The organism is Nonomuraea sp. GTA35 (genome assembly GCF_041950525.1).
In the GTDB taxonomy this organism is placed as follows: Bacteria; Actinomycetota; Actinomycetes; order Streptosporangiales; family Streptosporangiaceae; genus Nonomuraea.
Map to the genome: position 1 here is coordinate 670,119 of NZ_JBGNUV010000004.1, position 17,575 is coordinate 687,693.

General features: G+C 72.6%; 16 protein-coding genes. 7 read left to right on the forward strand and 9 right to left on the reverse strand.

Annotation, left to right across the window (positions count from 1 at the left end):
- Positions 1–22 precede the first annotated feature (22 nt).
- From ACBJ32_RS21565 to ACBJ32_RS21575, 3 genes are all read right to left on the reverse strand, one after another.
- A complete protein-coding gene (locus ACBJ32_RS21565) occupies positions 23–826 on the reverse strand; it encodes a tryptophan 2,3-dioxygenase family protein (RefSeq protein WP_357873422.1) in 804 nt (267 codons plus the stop codon).
- 85 nt (positions 827–911) lie between these two features.
- Entirely contained in the window at positions 912–1,112 is a 201-nt protein-coding gene (locus ACBJ32_RS21570) for an anti-sigma factor (protein ID WP_080042822.1), read from the reverse strand.
- On the reverse strand, positions 1,112–1,657 hold the full coding sequence (locus ACBJ32_RS21575) for a sigma-70 family RNA polymerase sigma factor (RefSeq protein WP_080047242.1): 546 nt from the start codon (positions 1,655–1,657) through the stop codon (positions 1,112–1,114). The genes ACBJ32_RS21570 and ACBJ32_RS21575 overlap by 1 nt, the downstream gene beginning before the upstream one ends.
- 141 nt (positions 1,658–1,798) lie before the next feature.
- On the opposite strand from ACBJ32_RS21575, the gene ACBJ32_RS21580 reads away from it, so the two are divergent.
- The 4 genes from ACBJ32_RS21580 (at position 1,799) to ACBJ32_RS21595 (ending at position 6,452) form a co-directional block, all read left to right on the forward strand.
- Positions 1,799–2,422, forward strand: coding sequence for a DUF4142 domain-containing protein (locus ACBJ32_RS21580; protein ID WP_357873416.1), 624 nt, complete (start codon positions 1,799–1,801; stop codon positions 2,420–2,422).
- Positions 2,419–3,897, forward strand: coding sequence for a DUF1996 domain-containing protein (locus ACBJ32_RS21585; protein WP_375128217.1), 1,479 nt, complete (start codon positions 2,419–2,421; stop codon positions 3,895–3,897). The genes ACBJ32_RS21580 and ACBJ32_RS21585 overlap by 4 nt, the downstream gene beginning before the upstream one ends.
- 70 nt (positions 3,898–3,967) lie before the next feature.
- Entirely contained in the window at positions 3,968–4,807 is an 840-nt protein-coding gene (locus ACBJ32_RS21590; RefSeq protein WP_357873410.1) for a hypothetical protein, read from the forward strand.
- A gap of 70 nt (positions 4,808–4,877) precedes the next feature.
- Entirely contained in the window at positions 4,878–6,452 is a 1,575-nt protein-coding gene (locus tag ACBJ32_RS21595) for an NADH-ubiquinone oxidoreductase-F iron-sulfur binding region domain-containing protein (protein WP_375128463.1), read from the forward strand.
- Positions 6,453–6,658: 206 nt separating this feature from the next.
- Here ACBJ32_RS21595 and ACBJ32_RS21600 read toward each other — a convergent pair whose 3' ends face one another.
- From ACBJ32_RS21600 to ACBJ32_RS21615, 4 genes are all read right to left on the reverse strand, one after another.
- On the reverse strand, positions 6,659–7,354 hold the full coding sequence (locus ACBJ32_RS21600) for a L,D-transpeptidase family protein (RefSeq protein ID WP_375128218.1): 696 nt from the start codon (positions 7,352–7,354) through the stop codon (positions 6,659–6,661).
- A gap of 117 nt (positions 7,355–7,471) precedes the next feature.
- Positions 7,472–8,248: an ABC transporter permease gene (locus ACBJ32_RS21605; protein WP_375128219.1), complete on the reverse strand. Its 777-nt coding sequence runs from the start codon at positions 8,246–8,248 to the stop codon at positions 7,472–7,474.
- Entirely contained in the window at positions 8,245–9,771 is a 1,527-nt protein-coding gene (locus tag ACBJ32_RS21610) for an ABC transporter permease subunit (RefSeq protein WP_375128220.1), read from the reverse strand. Before ACBJ32_RS21610 ends, ACBJ32_RS21605 begins: the two co-directional genes overlap by 4 nt.
- A complete protein-coding gene (locus ACBJ32_RS21615) occupies positions 9,768–10,685 on the reverse strand; it encodes an ABC transporter ATP-binding protein (RefSeq protein ID WP_375128221.1) in 918 nt (305 codons plus the stop codon). The genes ACBJ32_RS21610 and ACBJ32_RS21615 overlap by 4 nt, the downstream gene beginning before the upstream one ends.
- Before the next feature lie 137 nt (positions 10,686–10,822).
- On the opposite strand from ACBJ32_RS21615, the gene ACBJ32_RS21620 reads away from it, so the two are divergent.
- Both ACBJ32_RS21620 and ACBJ32_RS21625 read left to right on the forward strand, forming a co-directional pair.
- Positions 10,823–12,163, forward strand: a complete 1,341-nt coding sequence (locus ACBJ32_RS21620; protein ID WP_375128222.1) for a sensor histidine kinase — start codon at positions 10,823–10,825, stop codon at positions 12,161–12,163.
- Entirely contained in the window at positions 12,160–12,819 is a 660-nt protein-coding gene (locus ACBJ32_RS21625; protein ID WP_375128223.1) for a response regulator, read from the forward strand. The genes ACBJ32_RS21620 and ACBJ32_RS21625 overlap by 4 nt, the downstream gene beginning before the upstream one ends.
- 3 nt (positions 12,820–12,822) lie before the next feature.
- On the opposite strand, the gene ACBJ32_RS21630 is transcribed toward ACBJ32_RS21625, so the two are convergent.
- A complete protein-coding gene (locus ACBJ32_RS21630) occupies positions 12,823–13,782 on the reverse strand; it encodes an AraC family transcriptional regulator (protein WP_375128224.1) in 960 nt (319 codons plus the stop codon).
- Between the two features lie 108 nt (positions 13,783–13,890).
- On the opposite strand from ACBJ32_RS21630, the gene ACBJ32_RS21635 reads away from it, so the two are divergent.
- Positions 13,891–15,576 carry an alcohol dehydrogenase catalytic domain-containing protein gene (locus ACBJ32_RS21635; RefSeq protein WP_375128225.1) on the forward strand — a complete coding sequence of 562 codons (1,686 nt, stop codon included), beginning with the start codon at positions 13,891–13,893 and terminating at the stop codon, positions 15,574–15,576.
- Here the strand turns inward: ACBJ32_RS21635 and ACBJ32_RS21640 are convergent.
- On the reverse strand, positions 15,566–17,527 hold the full coding sequence (locus ACBJ32_RS21640; protein WP_375128226.1) for an acetoacetate--CoA ligase: 1,962 nt from the start codon (positions 17,525–17,527) through the stop codon (positions 15,566–15,568). The two genes, ACBJ32_RS21635 and ACBJ32_RS21640, sit on opposite strands and share 11 nt — an antisense overlap.
- Between the last annotated feature and the right edge of the window lie 48 nt (positions 17,528–17,575).

Below are 17,575 nucleotides of genomic sequence, written 5' to 3' on the forward strand. Positions count from 1 at the left end.
TTGTGAGGGTTTGCCAACGTGTTCATAGCCAGGCCCTAAGTTCCCACAGCAGTGGGAAGTAGTGCAGGCGTGTCCTACCGCGCAGGTAGGGGGCACCCGTCGAGCCGCCTGTGCCCGACTTGGTGCCGATCTGGCGTTCGACCATCTGGACATGACGCATCCGCCACAACGCGGCGGTCTCGTCGTGCGTCAGCAGGTCTTCGGCCAGTTGCCACAGGTCGTCGTAGGACCCGCGGTTTCTCGCCACGGCCAGCAGCGAAGTCATGATCTCGTCGTCCGAGACCGGCAGGCCACGCTGGGAGAGGGCTGTCAGATAAGCATCCCACAGCGTGGGCTCGGCGAGCCTGCGGCGCAGCCTGGCCAGTTCCTCGTCGGAGGCATGCCGGAACGAGCCGAGATAGCGCTCGTCCCGCAGCCCTGACAGGAACTCCAGCTCGCGGAACTGCACCGACTGGAACCCGCTGGCGGGCGCCAGGTTGGCGCGGAACTCCATGAAGTCCTGAGGCGTCATCGTCTCCAGGACCTCGACCTGCTCGATCAGCACCCGCTCGACCGCGTGCACCCGCTTGAACAGGTGCCTGGCCTTCCACAGCTCTCCTGCGAACATGGCCTCGCGAGCGCCCTCCAGCTCGTGGAGCAGCAGCTTGAACCACAGCTCGTAGACCTGGTGGATGGTGATGAAGAGCAGCTCGTCGGGGGCCCGCGACTGCGGCTGCTGCTGGGCGAGGAGCTCGGGCAGACGAAGGTAGCCGCCGTACGACAGCCGGCCGCCTTCCTCACCGAACTGCCGGCGCGGAGGACCGGAAGCATCACCGTCGATGCCCACCGAACACCTCCCCCTGACCGCCCGGCCACGCGGGGCCGGGCGCAACGCCTTACCTACCCGATACCACCCGAAAAGGGGACAGACGTCAACGTGACATCGACATGGGCGGATCGTCACCGGAAGTCGAGGAGGGGTCGTTCTTGAGCTCATCGAGCTGCTCCGGCAGCTCGGCGAGCTCAATCAGCTCCGCCTGGCACTGCTCACACGTGTCGAGGTGGCGTTCGAAGGCCTCGTGCTCCTCCTCATCGAGGACGCCGAGGACGTAGGCGGCCACCCCGTCATGCATCAGCCGGCTACCCCCTTGTCCCGCAGCAGCTCGCGGAGAGCCCGGATCCCGTAGTAGAGCCGGGACTTCACCGTGCCCGGCGGGATCCCCAGAATCTCCGCCGCTTCGCTTATCGTACGGTCTCGGAGGTAGGTCTGCTCAATGACTTCGCGGTGTTCTTCGGACAGGGACCGCAGCGCGTCCGCGACGACCATCGCCGATAAGGCTCGCTCCGATCCATCGGGCACCGACATCATGTCGACTTCAGGCGGCTCGACCTCCTGCGGCCGGACGCTCTTCCGCCGACGACCATCAATGACTATGCGACGGGCCACTGTCAGCAGCCACGCCCATATGAGGCTTGGTTCCCATTGCAGTCTTGCCGAGTTCCGCCAGGCCCTGACAATCGTCTCCTGCACGACGTCTTCAGCCCACTGAAGGTCGTTACCTGTTGATTTGCGTACGTGGCGCAGCAGAGGGCCGCCGAACTCCTGGTAAAGCACCGCGATGCGGTGCTCCGCCTCGGCATCCGCACTCTCGAACCTGCCGTCGAGGTGACCTAGCACGGGGCACATCTTTACACCTTCGTTATCCAAGCGGTAGCCACTCCGATAACTCCAGTCATTTCTAACTATTCCCGGCCATGCGTGAACCTGGACCGAGACGCCCGCGTACCTCCGACCATGCACAGGCTTTTGCGCGGCGAGATGTTCATGCTCGGCGGCTTCGTCGTAGCCGCTGCCGCGACGATCGCGCTGGTCATGCCGCCGGCGATCGATCCCGCGGCCGCCCAGTGGACGCAGACCTCATCGGGGCCGCTCACGGCCGCCGACCGCGATCTGCTGGTCAAGGTACGCCAGGCGGGCCTCTGGGAGATGCCCGTCGGCGAGTACGCCCAGACCCGCGCCGAGTCCCAGCGCGTGAAGGAAGTCGGCAAATTGATCATGGAAGAGCACATGGAGCTCGACCTGATCACGCGCCAGACCGCGAAGAAGCTCGGCGTGGCCCTGCCCGACGAGCCCAACGCCGACCAGCAGAGCTGGATGGCCCAGCTCGCGGCCGAAAGCGGACCGGCCTTCGACAAGGACTTCGCGAACCTGTTGCGTGCCGCGCACGGCAAGGTCTTCACCGTCGTGGCGGGCGTACGGTCCGGGACGCGCAACTCCGAGATCAGGAAGTTCGCCCAGGAAGGCATCAACTACGTGATGCGCCACATGGGCTACCTGGAGTCCACCGGCCTGGTCGACCACAGCCAGTTGCCCGAACCCCCGACGCCCTCACCCGCTCCACCCGTCGCACTGGCGGTTGAAAAGAGGAGACACACATCATGAGATCCAGACGCATGGCCGCGGCCGTGACCACCCTGGCGGTGGTGGCGAGCGGCCTGGTGTCCGCGGCCGTCATCGGTGTCGGCCCGGTTCTGGCCGACCACTGCGATCCGGCGGAGGCCACCCAGTCACCTCAGGCGAGCCAGACCCAGCAGCCGGATCAGGACCAGAACCAGGATCAGGGCCAGCAGCAGGACCAGGGCCAGAACCAGGACCAAGGCCAGCAACAGGACCAGGACCAGGGCCAGCAACAGGATCAGAACCAGCAGGGACAGCAACAAGACCAGCAGGGCGACCAGCAGGGCACCGGACAGGCCGAGGACGAGCAGCAGGCCCCCCAGGGCGGCGGCATCGCGCTGCTCGACCCGGCGCAGCCACCGGAGACCGGCGCTCCGGAGGATCCGGAGGCCGGCAACCCCGAGGCCGAGCCGGAGCAGACCGCCGAGACCTTCGGGCGCCGCCGCGGCGGCGGCAACCAGCCCACCCGCACGCCCACCCCGAGCCCCAGCCAGACCCAGAACCCCGACGACGGCGGGTCCACCGCCGAGCCGTCGCCCACCGGCTCGGCCTCGCCCTCGCCCACCGGGACGGGCGGCGCCGAGGAGGAGTGCGCCGACCTGGGCCCGTTCCCCGAGGACTTCGTGGACATCCGCCAGGTCGCGCCGGTGAACAACGACGCCCGCGCCGGCAGGAACGGCTCGCGCGGCACGTTCGTCTCGCAGTGCGGCACCAACCGCAACGGCCACAACAACCCCGACAACTTCATCGTGGCCCCGGGCGTGAGCAACGGCGCGCACCACCTGCACGACTACGTGGGCAACCTGTCGACGGACGCCTTCTCCACCGACGAGAGCCTGGCGGCGGCCGGAACGACCTGCCGGCTGGGCGACAAGTCCACCTACTTCTGGCCGGTGCTCAGGGACCGCAGGTCGGACGCGAACGCCACCGACCCTGACGGCAACGTCGGCCAGGTGCTGCGGCCGCGCGCCGTGACGCTCCAGTTCCGCGGGAACGCCGCCTCCCGGGTGGTCGCGATGCCGAGGTTCATCCGGATCATCACCGGTGACGCCAAGGCGGCCACGAACGGCGGGGCCAACGCCAAGGCCGGTTGGAGCTGCTCGGGATTCCAAAATCGCATAAGTCCCGACAAATACACGCTTTGCCCGCGCGGCAGCCAGGTCCTCCGTATTCTGGACTTCCCCAGCTGCTGGGACGGTCAGAACACCGACAGCGCCAATCACCGCACGCACGTGGTCTTCCCTGACCAGGGTGGTGCCTGCCCGCAGGGCACCAGGGCGATTCCGCAGCTACGCATGACGCTGGCGTACAACGTGCCGCAAGGCCCCTCGTACGCCGTGGACGCCTTCCCTGAGCAGAAGCACAACCCCGTCACCGACCACGGTGACTTCGCCAACGTGATGCCCGACCGGCTGATGCAGTTCGTCGTCTCATGCATCAACCGTGGCCGCCGTTGCTGATCTGAACGTCGCCCTCACAGGCAACGCAGCTCTCCGAGTCGCACCCTCACCCGACCTTGGAGGGAAATAGATGCTCCACAGACGACACCCCAGGCACGCCCCCACTCTGCTGGACACCAGGAACGTCCGGCTGGGGGCGAGCGCCTCCATCGCGGCCCTCGTGCTGACAGTGTTCGCACTGACCAGGACGGAACGCGGGATCGCGCTGCTCGGCCGAGGGGTCGGCTTCCTCGAGTTCTACGCGGGCGTGTTCGCCCTGGTGCTGCTGACCGCGACCGTCGCGCTCGGCCTGCTCACCACGGAACGCGTCTTCCTGTCACCGGCCAACCGGGTCAGGGCCCAGCTCGCTCACCGGGCCACCGCGCTCATCGGGCTGGCGTACCTGGTCACGCACATCACGCTCATGATCAGCCTCGGGCACGTGCCGCCGGGGGCGGCGGTCGTGCCGGTCGCAGGGATCTACGTGGGGCTGGGCACCCTGGCCTTCGACCTGATGGTCGTGGCCGTGGTGACGGGAATGCTCAGGGGTCGGTTCGCGACGCGGACCAGGCCGTGGATGTGGCGGATCATGCACTCCGCGGCGTACCTGGCCTGGCCCGTCGGGATCATGCACGGACTGACGGCCGGCCGCCCGCCGGCCGGCTGGGTGGCCTGGTCGTACGTGGCCAGCATGGCGGCGGTCGGCGGCGCGCTGATCGTCCGCGTGCTGGCGACGGTGCGCCGGCCGCCGGTCGTACCCGAGAAGGTCATCATGCCCGCCGTGACCGCTCCCGCCGCCCTGGGCGTGCCGTCGGAGCGGCCACAGCAGGCCAAGCAGAAGGCTCCGGTCGCGGCCGGAGCGGCGGCGACAGCCGTCAAGGCGCCCGTCAGCCTCGCCGAGGCCCGCCGCAGATACCGGGAGGCAGGATGACCAGGCTGATCCCGTCCGCACCCGTCAAGGAGCGACCGTGATTCCGGCCAGAGTGCCACGGGTGTTACGCATGGGTCCGGCCCGGCTGACCGCCGGGCTGGACCACTGCCGTCGCCTCGATCTGCCCGCCCACCGCACCCTGCACGGCGTCATGGAGCCCAGGGAGCTGGGCGAGCTCATCTCGTACGCCAACGAGGTGGACATGCGCGGCCGGGGCGGCGCGGCGTTCCCGTTCGCCCGCAAGCTGCGCGCCGTGGCCGACGCGGCCCGCTCGGGCGGCGAGTGCGTCGTGCTGGTCAACGGCGCCGAGGGCGAGCCGGCCAGCTCCAAGGACGCCATGCTGCTCACCCGCAACCCGCATCTCGTGCTGGACGGCGCGGTGCTGGCGGCCGAGGCGCTGGGCGCCCGCGAAGTGGTCGTCGCCACGGCCGGTGGCGAGGTCGCCGAGGCGTCCGTCACCGCCGCCGTGAACGAGCGCCGCGCGGCCAACGTGTCCGGCGGAGCCGAGAGCCGGGTCCCGATCAGGGTGGTCGGGATCAAGGAGCGGTTCATCTCCGGCGAGGGCGGCGCGCTGGTCAAGGCCGTGAACGGAGAGGAGGGCATCCCGCCGGGCAGGAAGAAGCGGGCCGCGACGAGCGGCGTGGACGGGCTGCCGACGCTGCTGTCCAACACGGAGACGTACGCGCAGTTCGCGCTGCTCGCCGAGTACGGGCCGGAGAAGTACGCCGAGGTCGGCACCGCCAAGGAGCCCGGCACGATCCTGCTCACGGTCAGCGGCGGCGCGGCCCACGGCGCCGTCATCGAGGCGCCCACGGGGACGTACCTGTCGGACGTGCTCGGCTTGTGCGAGGCGGACATCGGCGACGGCGTGCTCATCGGCGGCTACCACGGCGCGTGGCTGTCGGCGGACGTCGTCGAGACGGCCGTGATCTCGCGCGAGGGCATGAAGCAGGCCGGCGCCACGCTCGGCGCCGGGATCATCGTCCCGCTCGGCGAGTCCACCTGCGCCCTGGGCGAGGCCGCCAGGGTCGCCGCCTACCTGGCGGCGGAGTCCGCGGGCCAGTGCGGGCCGTGCCGGCTCGGCCTGCCCGACATCGCCAAGGCCATGTACGCGCTGGTCGAGGGCACCGGCTCGGTCGACGCGGTACGGCGCGGCGTGCGCGGCGTCGAGCGGCGCGGGGCGTGCTTCCACCCGGACGGCACGGCCAAGTTCGTGCTGTCGGCCCTGGACGCGTTCGAGGTCGAGATCGCCCAGCATCTGGAGCAGGGCTCCTGCGGCCGCCCCGTACTCGGGGTGCTGCCGATGCCGGAGCGCGAGGCCGAGCCCGAGTACCGGCTGGAGGTCGACTGGTCCCGATGCCAGGGGCACGGGCTGTGCGCGCACCTGCTGCCGGAGTTCGTGGACCTGGACGACTACGGGTTCCCGTCGTTCCGCCAGATCCCGGGGTTCATGGCCAAGGAGGCGCGGCGGGCGGTCGACATGTGCCCGGCGCTGGCCCTGCGGCTGGCCCAGACCAACGGCGGGGACCACGGCGGCGAGCCCAAGCCCGCGGGCAGGCCGCTGCGGCTCGTCAAGGACGGAGTGATGAAGAAGGCAGGAGAGAGCGTGCCGCGGCTCACCCGCGTCGGCATCGCGCGCGCCTGATCGTGAGGGGGTGTGACGAACCCGGCGGAACGCCCGCGCGTCTTCGCGAGAGGTCACCAGGATCTCCGGGGAGACGCCACGGACCGCCGGGCTTTTCCGCGCGCCGCCGCACTTTCGCCACCGGGACGCTTTCCCACGTGCCAATTGCCGCGAAGGCGACAATTGCCGGTATTTCAGAAACGGTGCCGATATATGAATAATCGACGTCACATGATCTTGCCTCGCACGTAAACGGGCTCACCGATCTTCACCATCTCGAACAGCCGCTTGGACGTCGTCAGCGGCACGCGTACGCAGCCGTGGGAGGCCGGGCGCAGCGGCACCTTCGTCGAGCCGTGCATGGCGATGCCGCCCACGAAGTACAGCGAGTTGAACATCGACCCGAGCCGCCCCGTCGTCCAGCCCGGCGCCCGCCGGGAGACGCGGAAGTCGCCGACCGGCGTGATGGCGTTGCCGCAGCGGCCGTCCTCGCAGTAACGCACCTCGGCGCCGGACGAGATGTGCGTGATCAGCGCCGGTTTGCGGTCGCGGTAGACGGTCAGGAGCTGGTCGCGCAGGCTGATCTCCACCCGGTCAGGGCCCCCGCCCGGCACCAGCGGGCGGTGGCGCGCCGACCGGTCCAGCGCCGCCCACACCCGCGACCCGACCTCGCCCTGCGGCATCAACCTGCGGTGCTTCTGCAGCGCCCAGACGGCCATCTTGGTCTGGTCGTCGTAGACGCCGTTGATCTTCCCGAAGTAGTAGCGGCCGCGGTGCAGCTTCGCCTGCAGCAGCTTGACGGCCTCTCCCCGGTCTCCGGGCCGCAGCACGACCCCCGCCACCTGGCCGGCCTGGTCCGTGTGGTCGGCGGAAGCCGGGGCCGGGATCACGCAGACGGCGGCGGCGACACCAAGGGCGGCCATTCTTTGAAGCTTTATCCTCATAAATCAACGCCTACCCGCACCGCCGAGAATTCATGGCTTTTATCAAGCAAAGCCCCGGCTAATATCCGGATCCCGCCAAAATCGGTTATTTCGTATTTAGGCGTCACGTGCGCGCAGCAGCAGCCCGCCGCACGCCAGCGCCGCCGCGGCCCAGGCGGCGGCCACGCCGAGCCCCGCCCACGCGCCGATGGGCATGGCGGGCAGGCTCGTGGTGGCCTGGACGGCCAGCCCGGCGTTCATCGGCGACAGCCGCCAGAGCAGGCGCTGCACGTCCTCGTTCGTGATCATCAGGACGACCGTCGGGAAGAGGTAGATCAGTCCGAGCACGGCCCCCGCCGCCACCGCCGAGTCCCGTACGGCCGTCGCCACGCCCGCGCTCAGCACGGCGATCAGCACCAGGTAGAGCACGGACCCGGCCGCCGCCCGCAGCGTGGGCCCGTCGGCGAGCGACAGCGGCGGGTAGCCGTGCTCGGGCGTGAAGCCGTTGCCGGGCAGCAGCAGCCGCGCCACCAGCAGGGAGCCGAGCACGCCGAGCGCCCCCGCGGCCGATGTCAGCCCGGCGAGCAGGGCGGTCCTGGCGGCCAGCGCGGTCATCCGGCGCGGCATCGCCGTCAGGCTGGTGCGGATCATCCCCGTGCTGTACTCCCCGCAGACCGCCAGCACGGCCAGCAGCGCCACCAGCCCCTGGCCGAGCTGCACCCCGAACAGGCCGATCCGGGTGGCGTCCTGGCCGCAGCCCGCCGACGGGCACTCCATCGCGCCGGCCGCGGCGGCGCTGCCCGCCACGGTCAGCACCACGATCCCGAGCAGCAGCCGGCCCGGCCCGGCCACCGTGCGCAGCTTGGTCCACTCGGCGTGCAGTTCCCGCCTCACGCGTCCCTCCCGTTCAGGCGGCGGACGGCCAGGCCGAGCGCGAGGGCCGCGTACCCGCACAGCACCGCGAACCCGCCCCACGGCGGCAGCGGGAAGTACCCCATCGCGGGCACGTAGTGCGAGATCACGTGCTCGTACTCCGGCACGCTCTGCTGGATCGCGAACCCGGCGGCCGGGGTGAGCCGCAGCAGCCAGCGCGACACCTCGTCGGGCAGGATGGACGCGGTGCCCAGCACGTACGGGACCACGAGCACCACGATCGCCGCGATGACCGCCGGCGCGCTGCGCCGGAACAGGGCGCCCAGCGCCAGGGCGAGCACGGCGGACACGGCGAGCACGCCCGCGGCGCCCGCGATCACCCGCACCTCCGTGAGCGTGCTCACCGGCAGCGTGAAGATCCGGTTCCCGCGCAGGACGCGCACCGCGAGCGGCACCGTGACGGCGGCCCCCACCAGCCCGGCCGCGAACGTGGCCGCGCCCACCACCACGGCCTTGGCCACCAGCGTCCGGCCGCGCCGCGGGCCTGCCAGCAGCGTCGTGCGGATCAGGCCGCGCCGGTACTCCGCGGTGACGAACAGCACCGCCACCACGATGACCACGACGAGCGCGATCAGCGCTCCGGTCAGCGTCCGCTCGATGGTGCCCTCGGTCGTGTTGGGGGCGATGTCGCCCGTCCCGGTGATGGCGAACGTGTCGCCGTTCCTGACGAGGCCGCCGGGATGGTGCGGCGTGCCGTCGATGTTGAGGTCGACCCCGATGTCGTCCCTGCTCCACGCGCCGCCGGCGGTCGCGCCGGCCACGCCGACCTGGTCCACGAGCGCGGTGACCTCGGAGAAGCGCCCGGCCGAGGCCGTGCCGCCGAGCGGGTTGCTCTCCACCCGCACGTCCGGGGGCGAGGCGGCGAACAGGCCGATGCGCACCTTGGCGGGCAGCCCGTCCAGCCGGGCCGTGCCGACCCTGGTCCACCGCTTCCCGTCCGGCGACTCCTCGCCGGTGATCGTGTCGTTGTCGCGGCTCAGGCGCAGCCAGCGCGGCGATCCGGGCGACACGCCGTGCGCGCCGCCCGCCACGTCCTCGGTGAAGTCGTGCTGCATGCGCACGCCGTGGGCGCCGGTGACCATGACCGCGGCGTACGCGGCCCCCTGCTCGGTGCTCTCCTTGACCATGAGGCCGGCCTTCGCCCACGGCACGACGCCGGCGACGACGTTCCGGACGCCGGGGGTCGCGTCGGGCAGGCGGATCTGGCCGGTCATGGAGTTCACCCGGGCGGTGATGGCGCCGTTGCCGTCCAGCGGCATGCTGACGAAGTAGAAGCGGTCGACGACCGCCGCGCCGCCGGGGCCCAGCACCGGCTCCGGGCAGGGCACCTCGACCGGGCCATTGCTGCACGAGGAGTGGCTGCCGGTGGCGAAGAGCAGGCCCAGCCCGACCACGGTGAGGCAGACGGCCACCAGCCCGGCCACCCAGCCGCGTACCGTCCTGAGCTTGGTCCACTCCGCGAGCAGCACGTGGCGGAAGCTCATCGCGCCGCCCCCTTGAACTCCACGGCGTCCCTCGTCAGCTCCAGGTACGCCTCCTCCAGCGTCGCCCGGTGCGCGCTCACCTCCGAGAACGGCACCTGGCAGGCGCCGAGCAGCCGCACCACCTCCTCGGCGGGCATCCCGGAGACGACCACCGTGTCCCGCTCGCTGACGGCCACCGTCGCCCCGGCCCCGGCCAGCGCCGCCATGGCTGCCGACCGGGACGCGGTGCGGAGCGTCACCCGGTCCTGGGACGCCGAGGCGATCAGCTCGGACACCGCGACGTCCGCGACCACCCGGCCGCGCCCCGCCACCACGAGATGGCCGGCGGTGTCCTCCAGCTCGCTCATCAGGTGGCTGGAGACCAGCACCGCGCGCCCCTCGGCGGCCAGCGACCGCAGGAACCCGCGGATCCACACGATGCCCTCCGGGTCCAGCCCGTTGAACGGCTCGTCCAGCATGAGCACCGGCGGGTCGCCGAGCAGGGCGGCGGCGATCCCCAGCCGCTGCCGCATGCCCAGCGAGAACCCCCCGGCCCTGCGCCGCGCCGCCGCCGCGAGCCCCACCTGCGCCAGCACCTCGTCCACGCGCCGCGCCCCCAGCCCCTGCGAGTGGGCCAGCCACAGCAGGTGGTTGCGGGCCGTGCGGCTCGGCTGCAGCGCGCCCGCGTCGAGCAGCGCGCCGACCTGGCTCAGCGGGCGGCGCAGGCTCCGGTACGGCCTGCCGCCCACCAGCGCGCGCCCCTCGTCGGGCGCGTCCAGGCCGAGCACCACGCGCATCGTCGTGGACTTGCCCGCGCCGTTCGGCCCGACGAACCCGGTCACCCGGCCCGGCAGCACCGTGAACGTCATCCCGTCCAGCGCCGTCGTCCGGCCGAACCGCTTGCGCAGCCCGGCGACTTCGATGGTTGCTTCCATGTCCAGGCACACTAGGCAGCGGCGCCCGGGGTGGTCGTCACGCCGGGGAGCGATCCTCGGGATCACTCGTGCCCGGGAGGGGCCGTCCCTCCTGGGAGGGATGTCATGCGGGGGGTGGCGGGGAAACAATGGGGTCCGTGGAGCGAGCGTACGACCGGCGGGCGGCGGGGCCGGGGCCGTACAGGCGGCTCGGGACGGGCGCGTCCCGGCCGCCAGGGGCGTGGGCGAGCGCCGCTCGGCGGATCGCCACGGCCCGGTACGCGCCGGTCGTGCTCATCGCGCTGCTGGCACTGGTCGGCGTGGCCCAGGCCATCGCGCAGGCGGAGCACGGCCCGGGCCTGGTCTTCTCGAACACCGAAGCCGTCCCGGCCGGCACGGCGCGCGGCCCGGCCGGCACCGAGCCCGGGACGCGGCTCCCGCCGGACGGGCGCCCGGAACCGGTCCCGCCGACCATTCTCTTCCCGCTGCTCGCACTGGCCACCACGCTCCCGCCCGCTCTCCTGTGGAACCAGCCCGGCACCGCCGGGCTCCTGGTCACGGGCGCGAGCCTGCTGTCGATCACGGCCTTCCACACCTTCACCCCCGCCGGGCTGGCCGTCCAGCTCGTCGCGGCCTACCGGTTCGGCGGGCCGCCGTGGCGCGCCGTGGCGCTCACCGCGCCGTTCCCGCTGCTGGCGGTGGTGGCGGAGGCGGCCGCCCGGTCCGGGGGCTCGGTACGCCTGCTCACGCTGCTGCTCGGCTGCCTGGCACCGGCCGCGGCGCTGGCCGGGATCGCCCGCCGCGCCCGCCACCAGGCCAGGGCCGACACGGCCGCCCGGCAGGTCATCGCCGACAGCCTGCTGGAGCACACGGCCCGCGGCGAGCGCGCCCGCATCGCCAGGGAGCTGCACGACGTGGTCGCCCACCACATCTCCATGGTCGCCGTGCAGGCCGAGACCGCCCGGCTGGCCGTCCCCGGCATGCCCGCGGCGGGCGCGGAGCGGCTGCTGGCGATCGGCGACACCGCCAGGGCGGCGCTGACGGAGATGCGCCGGCTGCTCGGCGTCCTGCGCGAGGACGCGGAGGCGGCGACGACCTGGCGCCCGCAGCCCGGCCTGCGCCTGGACGAGCTGAACGAGCTGCTCGACGAGTCCCGCGAGGCGTCGGGCACCAGCACCCGGCTGATCCTGCGCGGCGCGCCGGTGGAGCTCGACCCCGGCGTGGAGCTGGCCGCGTACCGGATCGTCCAGGAGGCACTCACCAACGCCCGCCGCCACGCGCCGGGAGCGGCGGTGGACGTGGAGCTCGACTACACCGGCGACACCCTGCGCCTCCTCGTCCGCGACAACGGCCCTGGCCCCGCGGAGGGGGCCGGCGGGCACGGGCTGTCCGGCATGCGGGAGCGGGCGGCGGCGGCCGGCGGCGAGCTGCGCACGGGGCCCGCGCCCGGCGGCGGTTTCCTGGTCGAGGCGCGGCTTCCCGGCAGGGATGCCTCGTGATCCGGGTCGTCATCGCCGACGATCACCTGGTCGTCCGTACGGGGTTCGCCGAGCTGCTCGACACCCAGCCGGACTTCGAGGTCGTCGGCACCGCCCCCGACGGGGCCGAGGCGGTGCGGATGTGCCGCGAGCTGTCCCCCGACGTCGTGCTCATGGACGTGCGCATGCCGGGCATGAGCGGCATCGAGGCCACCAGGCTGGTGGCGGGCCCCGAGGGGCCGCGGGTGCTCATCCTGACGACGTTCGACCTCGACGAGTACGTCTACGACGCCCTGCGCGCGGGCGCCAGCGGCTTCCTGCTCAAGGACGTCACGGCCGAGCGCCTCTTCGACGCGGTCCGCGTGATCGCCGCCGGTGACGCGCTGCTGGCCCCGGCCGTCACCCGCCGCCTGATCGGCGAGTTCGCCCGCCTGACCCCCGCGCGGGGCCGGCCCGGCGCGGCCCTGTCGGCGCTCACCCCGCGCGAGACGCAGGTCCTGCGGCTGGTGGCCGAGGGCCTGTCGAACCTCGAGATCGCCGACCGGCTGGTGGTCACGGAGGAGACGGTCAAGACCCACGTGAGCCGCGTGCTGAACAAGCTCGGCCTGCGCGACAGGACTCAGGCCGTCGTCACGGCGTACGAGTCGGGCCTGGTCGTCCCCGGCGAACGCGGCTGAGGCTCAGCGGGTGAGGGCGGCCTCCTCCGGCCGGGCCGGGCAGGCCGTGCGGCGGTACCTGCCGGGCGCCACGCCGTACTCCCGCTTGAAGGCGTTGGCGAAGGCGAACTCCGAGCCGTAACCCACCCTGGCGGCGATCTCGCTCAGCGGCGCGTCAGTCTCCCGCAGCAGGCGGCCGGCGCTCGACAGGCGCCACCAGGTCAGGTAGGCCAGCGGCGGCTGCCCCACGAGCTCGGCGAACCGGCGCGCGAACGCCGCCCGCGACAGCCCCGCCCGCGTGCCCAGGTCGGCCACGGTCCACGGGCGGGCCGGGTCGCGGTGCATGGCGTCGAGCGCCGCGCTGACGGCCGGGTCGGCCAGCGCCGCGGCCCAGCCGGTGACCTCGCAGTGCCCGTGCTCGGCCGCGAACCAGGCCCGCAGGATGTACAGCAGCAGCATGTCGAGCAGGGACGACACGACCGTGTCGGCGCCCAGCCCAGGGCGGTGGATCTCGGCGCCCAGCAGCTCGACGGCGGCGCGCACCTCGGAGTGCAGGCCGGGCACCGCCGGCAGGTGGATGAGGTCGGGCAGGTCGCGCAGGAGCGGGTGCGCCCGGGTGGGATCGAGCCGGTAGCCGCCGCACAGCAGCACCGTGGCCGCGCCCTGCCCCTCCATCGAGGCCGAGGCGAACAGGCCGGCCTCGTCGGTGTACGGGTCGCAGTGCGGCTCGGCCACCGGTGTGGACGGGCTGTCGGCCATGGCGTAGCCGTGCCCGCGCGGGAAGAACACGACGTCACCCGCGGACAGCGCGACCGGCGGCCCGTCGGGCGGCAGCAGCCACGTGGCCCCGCGCAGGACCACCTGGAACCCGGCCGACCCCGGCGCCGCCGGGAACCGCTGGCCCCAGGGCGCGCGCCACTCGATCCGGGCGGAACGGGGCCGGCCGGTCCGCATGACGGCGATCACGTCGCTGAGCACGTCCATGCCGGGAACTCTAGCGCGGAAGACGCTGGCGTATGAATGGAAGATCTGAACGCATTGGTCATCTCTGCAGCCCTCCCTACGGTGGTGTGCGACGAGAGGAGAGCGAGAGTGGGACGGATTCTGGTGACCGGGGCGACCGGCACGGTGGGGCGGCACGCGGTGGCGCTGCTGCGCGAGGCCGGGGCCGAGGTGGTGACCCTGAGCGGCAGGGACGGCGACCTGCGGGACCCGGCGACGTTGCCGCCGCTGGACGGGGTGACGTCGGTGTTGCTGATCTGGCCGTTCGCCACCGCCGACGGCGCGCGGGAGGTGCTGCGGGCGCTGGCGGGACGGCGCGTGGTCTACCTGTCCTCCGCCGCGCGGCGCGGGTGGGAGCGCGAGGTCGAGCGGCTGGTCGAGGAGGTGGCCGGCGAGTGGACCTTCCTGCGCCCGCACGCCTTCGCGGCGAACGCGCTGCGGTGGGCCCGGCAGGTGCGGGCGGGCGTGGTGCGGGCGGCGTACGGGGCGGCGGGCATGCCGGTGGTGCACGAGCGGGACATCGCGGCCGTGGCCGTACGGGCGCTGCTGGACGCCGGGCACCACGGCGCGGCCTACGCCCTGACCGGGCCCGAGACGCTCTCCCAGGCGGACCAGGTGCGGATCGTCTCCGAGGTCACCGGGCTTCCGGTGCGGTGGGAGGAACTGGCGCCCGATCAGGCCCGCGCCGCCCTGCTGGCCGGGGGCCGGCCGCGCGGCGCGGTGGAGGAAATGCTGCGGGCCCAGGCGGAGCTGGTGAGCCGGCCGGTGCCGGTCACGTCCGCGGTCGAGGAGGTCACGAAGGCTCCGGCGAGGCCGTTCCGCGAGTGGGTTCGGGAACACGCCGCCGCGTTCAGCGCCGTCCCGCAGGCGGCTTCCGCGATGCGGGCGGCGCGGATCCACGAGTTCGGGGACGCTTCCGTGATCCGCGCCGACGAGGTGGCGATCCCCCGCCCCGGCCCCGGGGAGGTGCTCCTGGAGGTGGCCGCGACCTCGTTCAACCCCTCGGAGATCGGGCTGCGCTCCGGGCTGCTGCCCGAGGTGTTCCGGGCGAGCCTGCCGCACACCCTCGGCTGGGACGTCTCGGGCACGGTCGTCGAGACGGGCGCGGGTGCCGGCGGCCTGGAGCCAGGGGACCGGGTGTTCGGGATGGTGGACGGAGCGGCGGCGGAGTACGTCGTGGCCCCGGCGGACGTTCTGGCCAAGGCTCCGCGGAGCATCCCGCTCGCCGACGCCGCCGCCGTCCCCGTGGCCGGGCTCACCGCCTGGCAGGCGGTCCACGAGCACGCCCGCGTCACGCCGGGCCAGCGGGTGCTGGTCAACGGCGCGGGCGGCGGGGTGGGCATGTTCGCCGTGCAGCTCGCCAAGCTGGCCGGCGCGCACGTGACCGCCACCGCGAGCCCGCGCAGCGCCGCCGCGGTCCGGCGGCTCGGGGCCGACGACGTGATCGATTACACCACGACACCGCTGCCCGCCGACGTGGACGTGCTCCTGAACCTGATCCCGGCCGCGCACGAGCCGGCCGGGCAGTCCCGCACGACCGTCCCAGCCGGCGAGCCGGCCGGGCAGGCCCGCACGACCGTCTCGATCGCCGGGGGCGACGGCCACTTCGTGATGCGCTACGACCCGGGCGAGCTGGCCGCCCTCGCCGCCCTGATCGACGACGGCGCGCTCACGGTCGAGATCGCGGAGTCACACCCGCTGGCGGAGCTCGCCCAGCTCCACCGGCGAGCCGAGGCAGGCGACCTCCGCGGAAAAATCACCATCCTCATGGGGTGAAGTGGCGCAACACCTCGGGGTTGGCCATGGCGTCGGGATTGGCCGCGTCCTCGACGGGCGTGCCGAGCAGGATCTTGCGTACCGGCACCTCGAGCTTCTTGCCGGACAACGTCCGCGGGATGCCGGGGACGACGCGGATCTCGTTCGGCACGTGCCGGGGCGACAGCTCCCTGCGCAGCGCGTCGCACAGCCCCCGCTCCAGGGCGTCGGTCAGCTCGGCGCCCTCGATGAGCGTCACGTAGAGCAGCAGCCGTCCCTCCTGCCCGAGCTGGCCCGTGTCGATCACCAGGCTGTCCGCGATCTCCTCGAACCGCTCGACGACCCGGTAGAACTCGCTGGTGCCCATCCGCACGCCGCCGCGGTTGAGCGTCGAGTCGGAGCGCCCGTAGATCACGCAGCTCCCGTCCTCGTTGATCTTGATCCAGTCGCCGTGCCGCCACACCCCGGGATAGACGTCGAAGTAGCTCTCGGTGTACCGCTCGCCCCCGGGGTCGTTCCAGAACATGACCGGCATCGACGGCATCGGCAGGCTCAGCACCAGCTCCCCCACCTCGCCGACGACCGCCTTGCCCAGGGCGTCGTACGACTCCACCCGCGCCCCCAGCGACCGGCACGGGATGATCCCCGCCCTGATCGGGTGCAGCATGGTGGCCCCCACGAACCCCGTGCACACGTCGGTGCCCCCGGAGAACGACCCGATCGGCACCCCCGGCAGCTCGGCGGCCACCCAGGCGAACCCCTCCGGCGGCAGCGGCGACCCGGTGGAGCCGACGCCGCGCAGCCGCTCCAGCCCCTCGGGGTGGATGCCGGCCTTCAGCGAGGCCATGATGTACGGCGCCCCGACCCCGAAGTACGTCACGCCCTCCGTGTCGGCGATCCGCCACAGCGCGGCGGGCGACGGGTGGGTGGCCGACCCGTCGTACAGCACGGGCGTGGCCCCCACCAGCAGGGCGCCGATGAGGTAGTTCCACATCATCCAGCCCGTGGTGGTGTACCAGAAGAACACATCGCCCTCGCCCAGGTCCTGGTGGAAGGCGAGCGACTTGAGGTGTTCGAGCACCACGCCGCCGTGCCCGTGCACGATCGGCTTGGGCAGCCCGGTCGTGCCGCTGGAGTAGAGGATCCACAGCGGGTGGTCGAACGGCACCCGCTCGAACTCCAGCGGCCCCTCCTCCGCCCGCAGGCCCTCCCAGCCGATCACCTCGCCGTGCGGCACCTGGCTGGTGCGCCCGGGGGCGGGCTCGGCCTGCTGCGGCGCGCGGCCCTCCTCGGCCGCCGCCAGGTACGGGATCCACACGGTCGCCCGCAGCGTGGGCAGCTCGGCGGCGATCTCGTTGACCGCGGCCGAGCGGTCGTAGCTCTTGCCGTTGTAGTGGTAACCGTCCACGGCGATGAGCACCTTGGGCTCGATCTGCTTGAACCGGTCGACGATGCTCGGCACGCCGAAGTCGGGCGAGCCGGCCGACCAGATCGCGCCCAGCGAGGCGGTGGCCAGGCAGGCGATCAGGGCCTGCGGGATGTTGGGCAGGTAGGCGGCCACCCGGTCGCCGCGCCCGACGCCGAGCCGCAGCAGCCCGGTGCGTACCCTGGCGACCTCCTCGCGCAGCCCGGCCCAGGTCAGCTCCTGCCGGCCGCCGTCCTCGGAGACGAAGACGAGGGCGATGCCCTCGTCGGTGCGCCGCAGCGCGTTCTCGGCGTAGTTGAGCGAGCTGCCGGCGAACCACGTGGCGCCGGGCATCGTCCCCGAGAGCACGGGCCCGTCACCCCGATCGCCGATCACCTCGAAGTAGTCCCAGACCGACGTCCAGAACTCCGCGGGCCGATCGACGGACCACCGCCACGCGTCCTCGTAGTCGACGGGCCGGCCCAGCCATCGCAGGTAGTGGGTCAGCCTGGCGGACTCGACGATCTCTTCGCTCGGCTCCCAGAGAAGCTCGCCCTCAGCAACCATATGCCTCATCCTGTCGCCCGTACGGGGGAAAGTCATACCCGGCCTTCC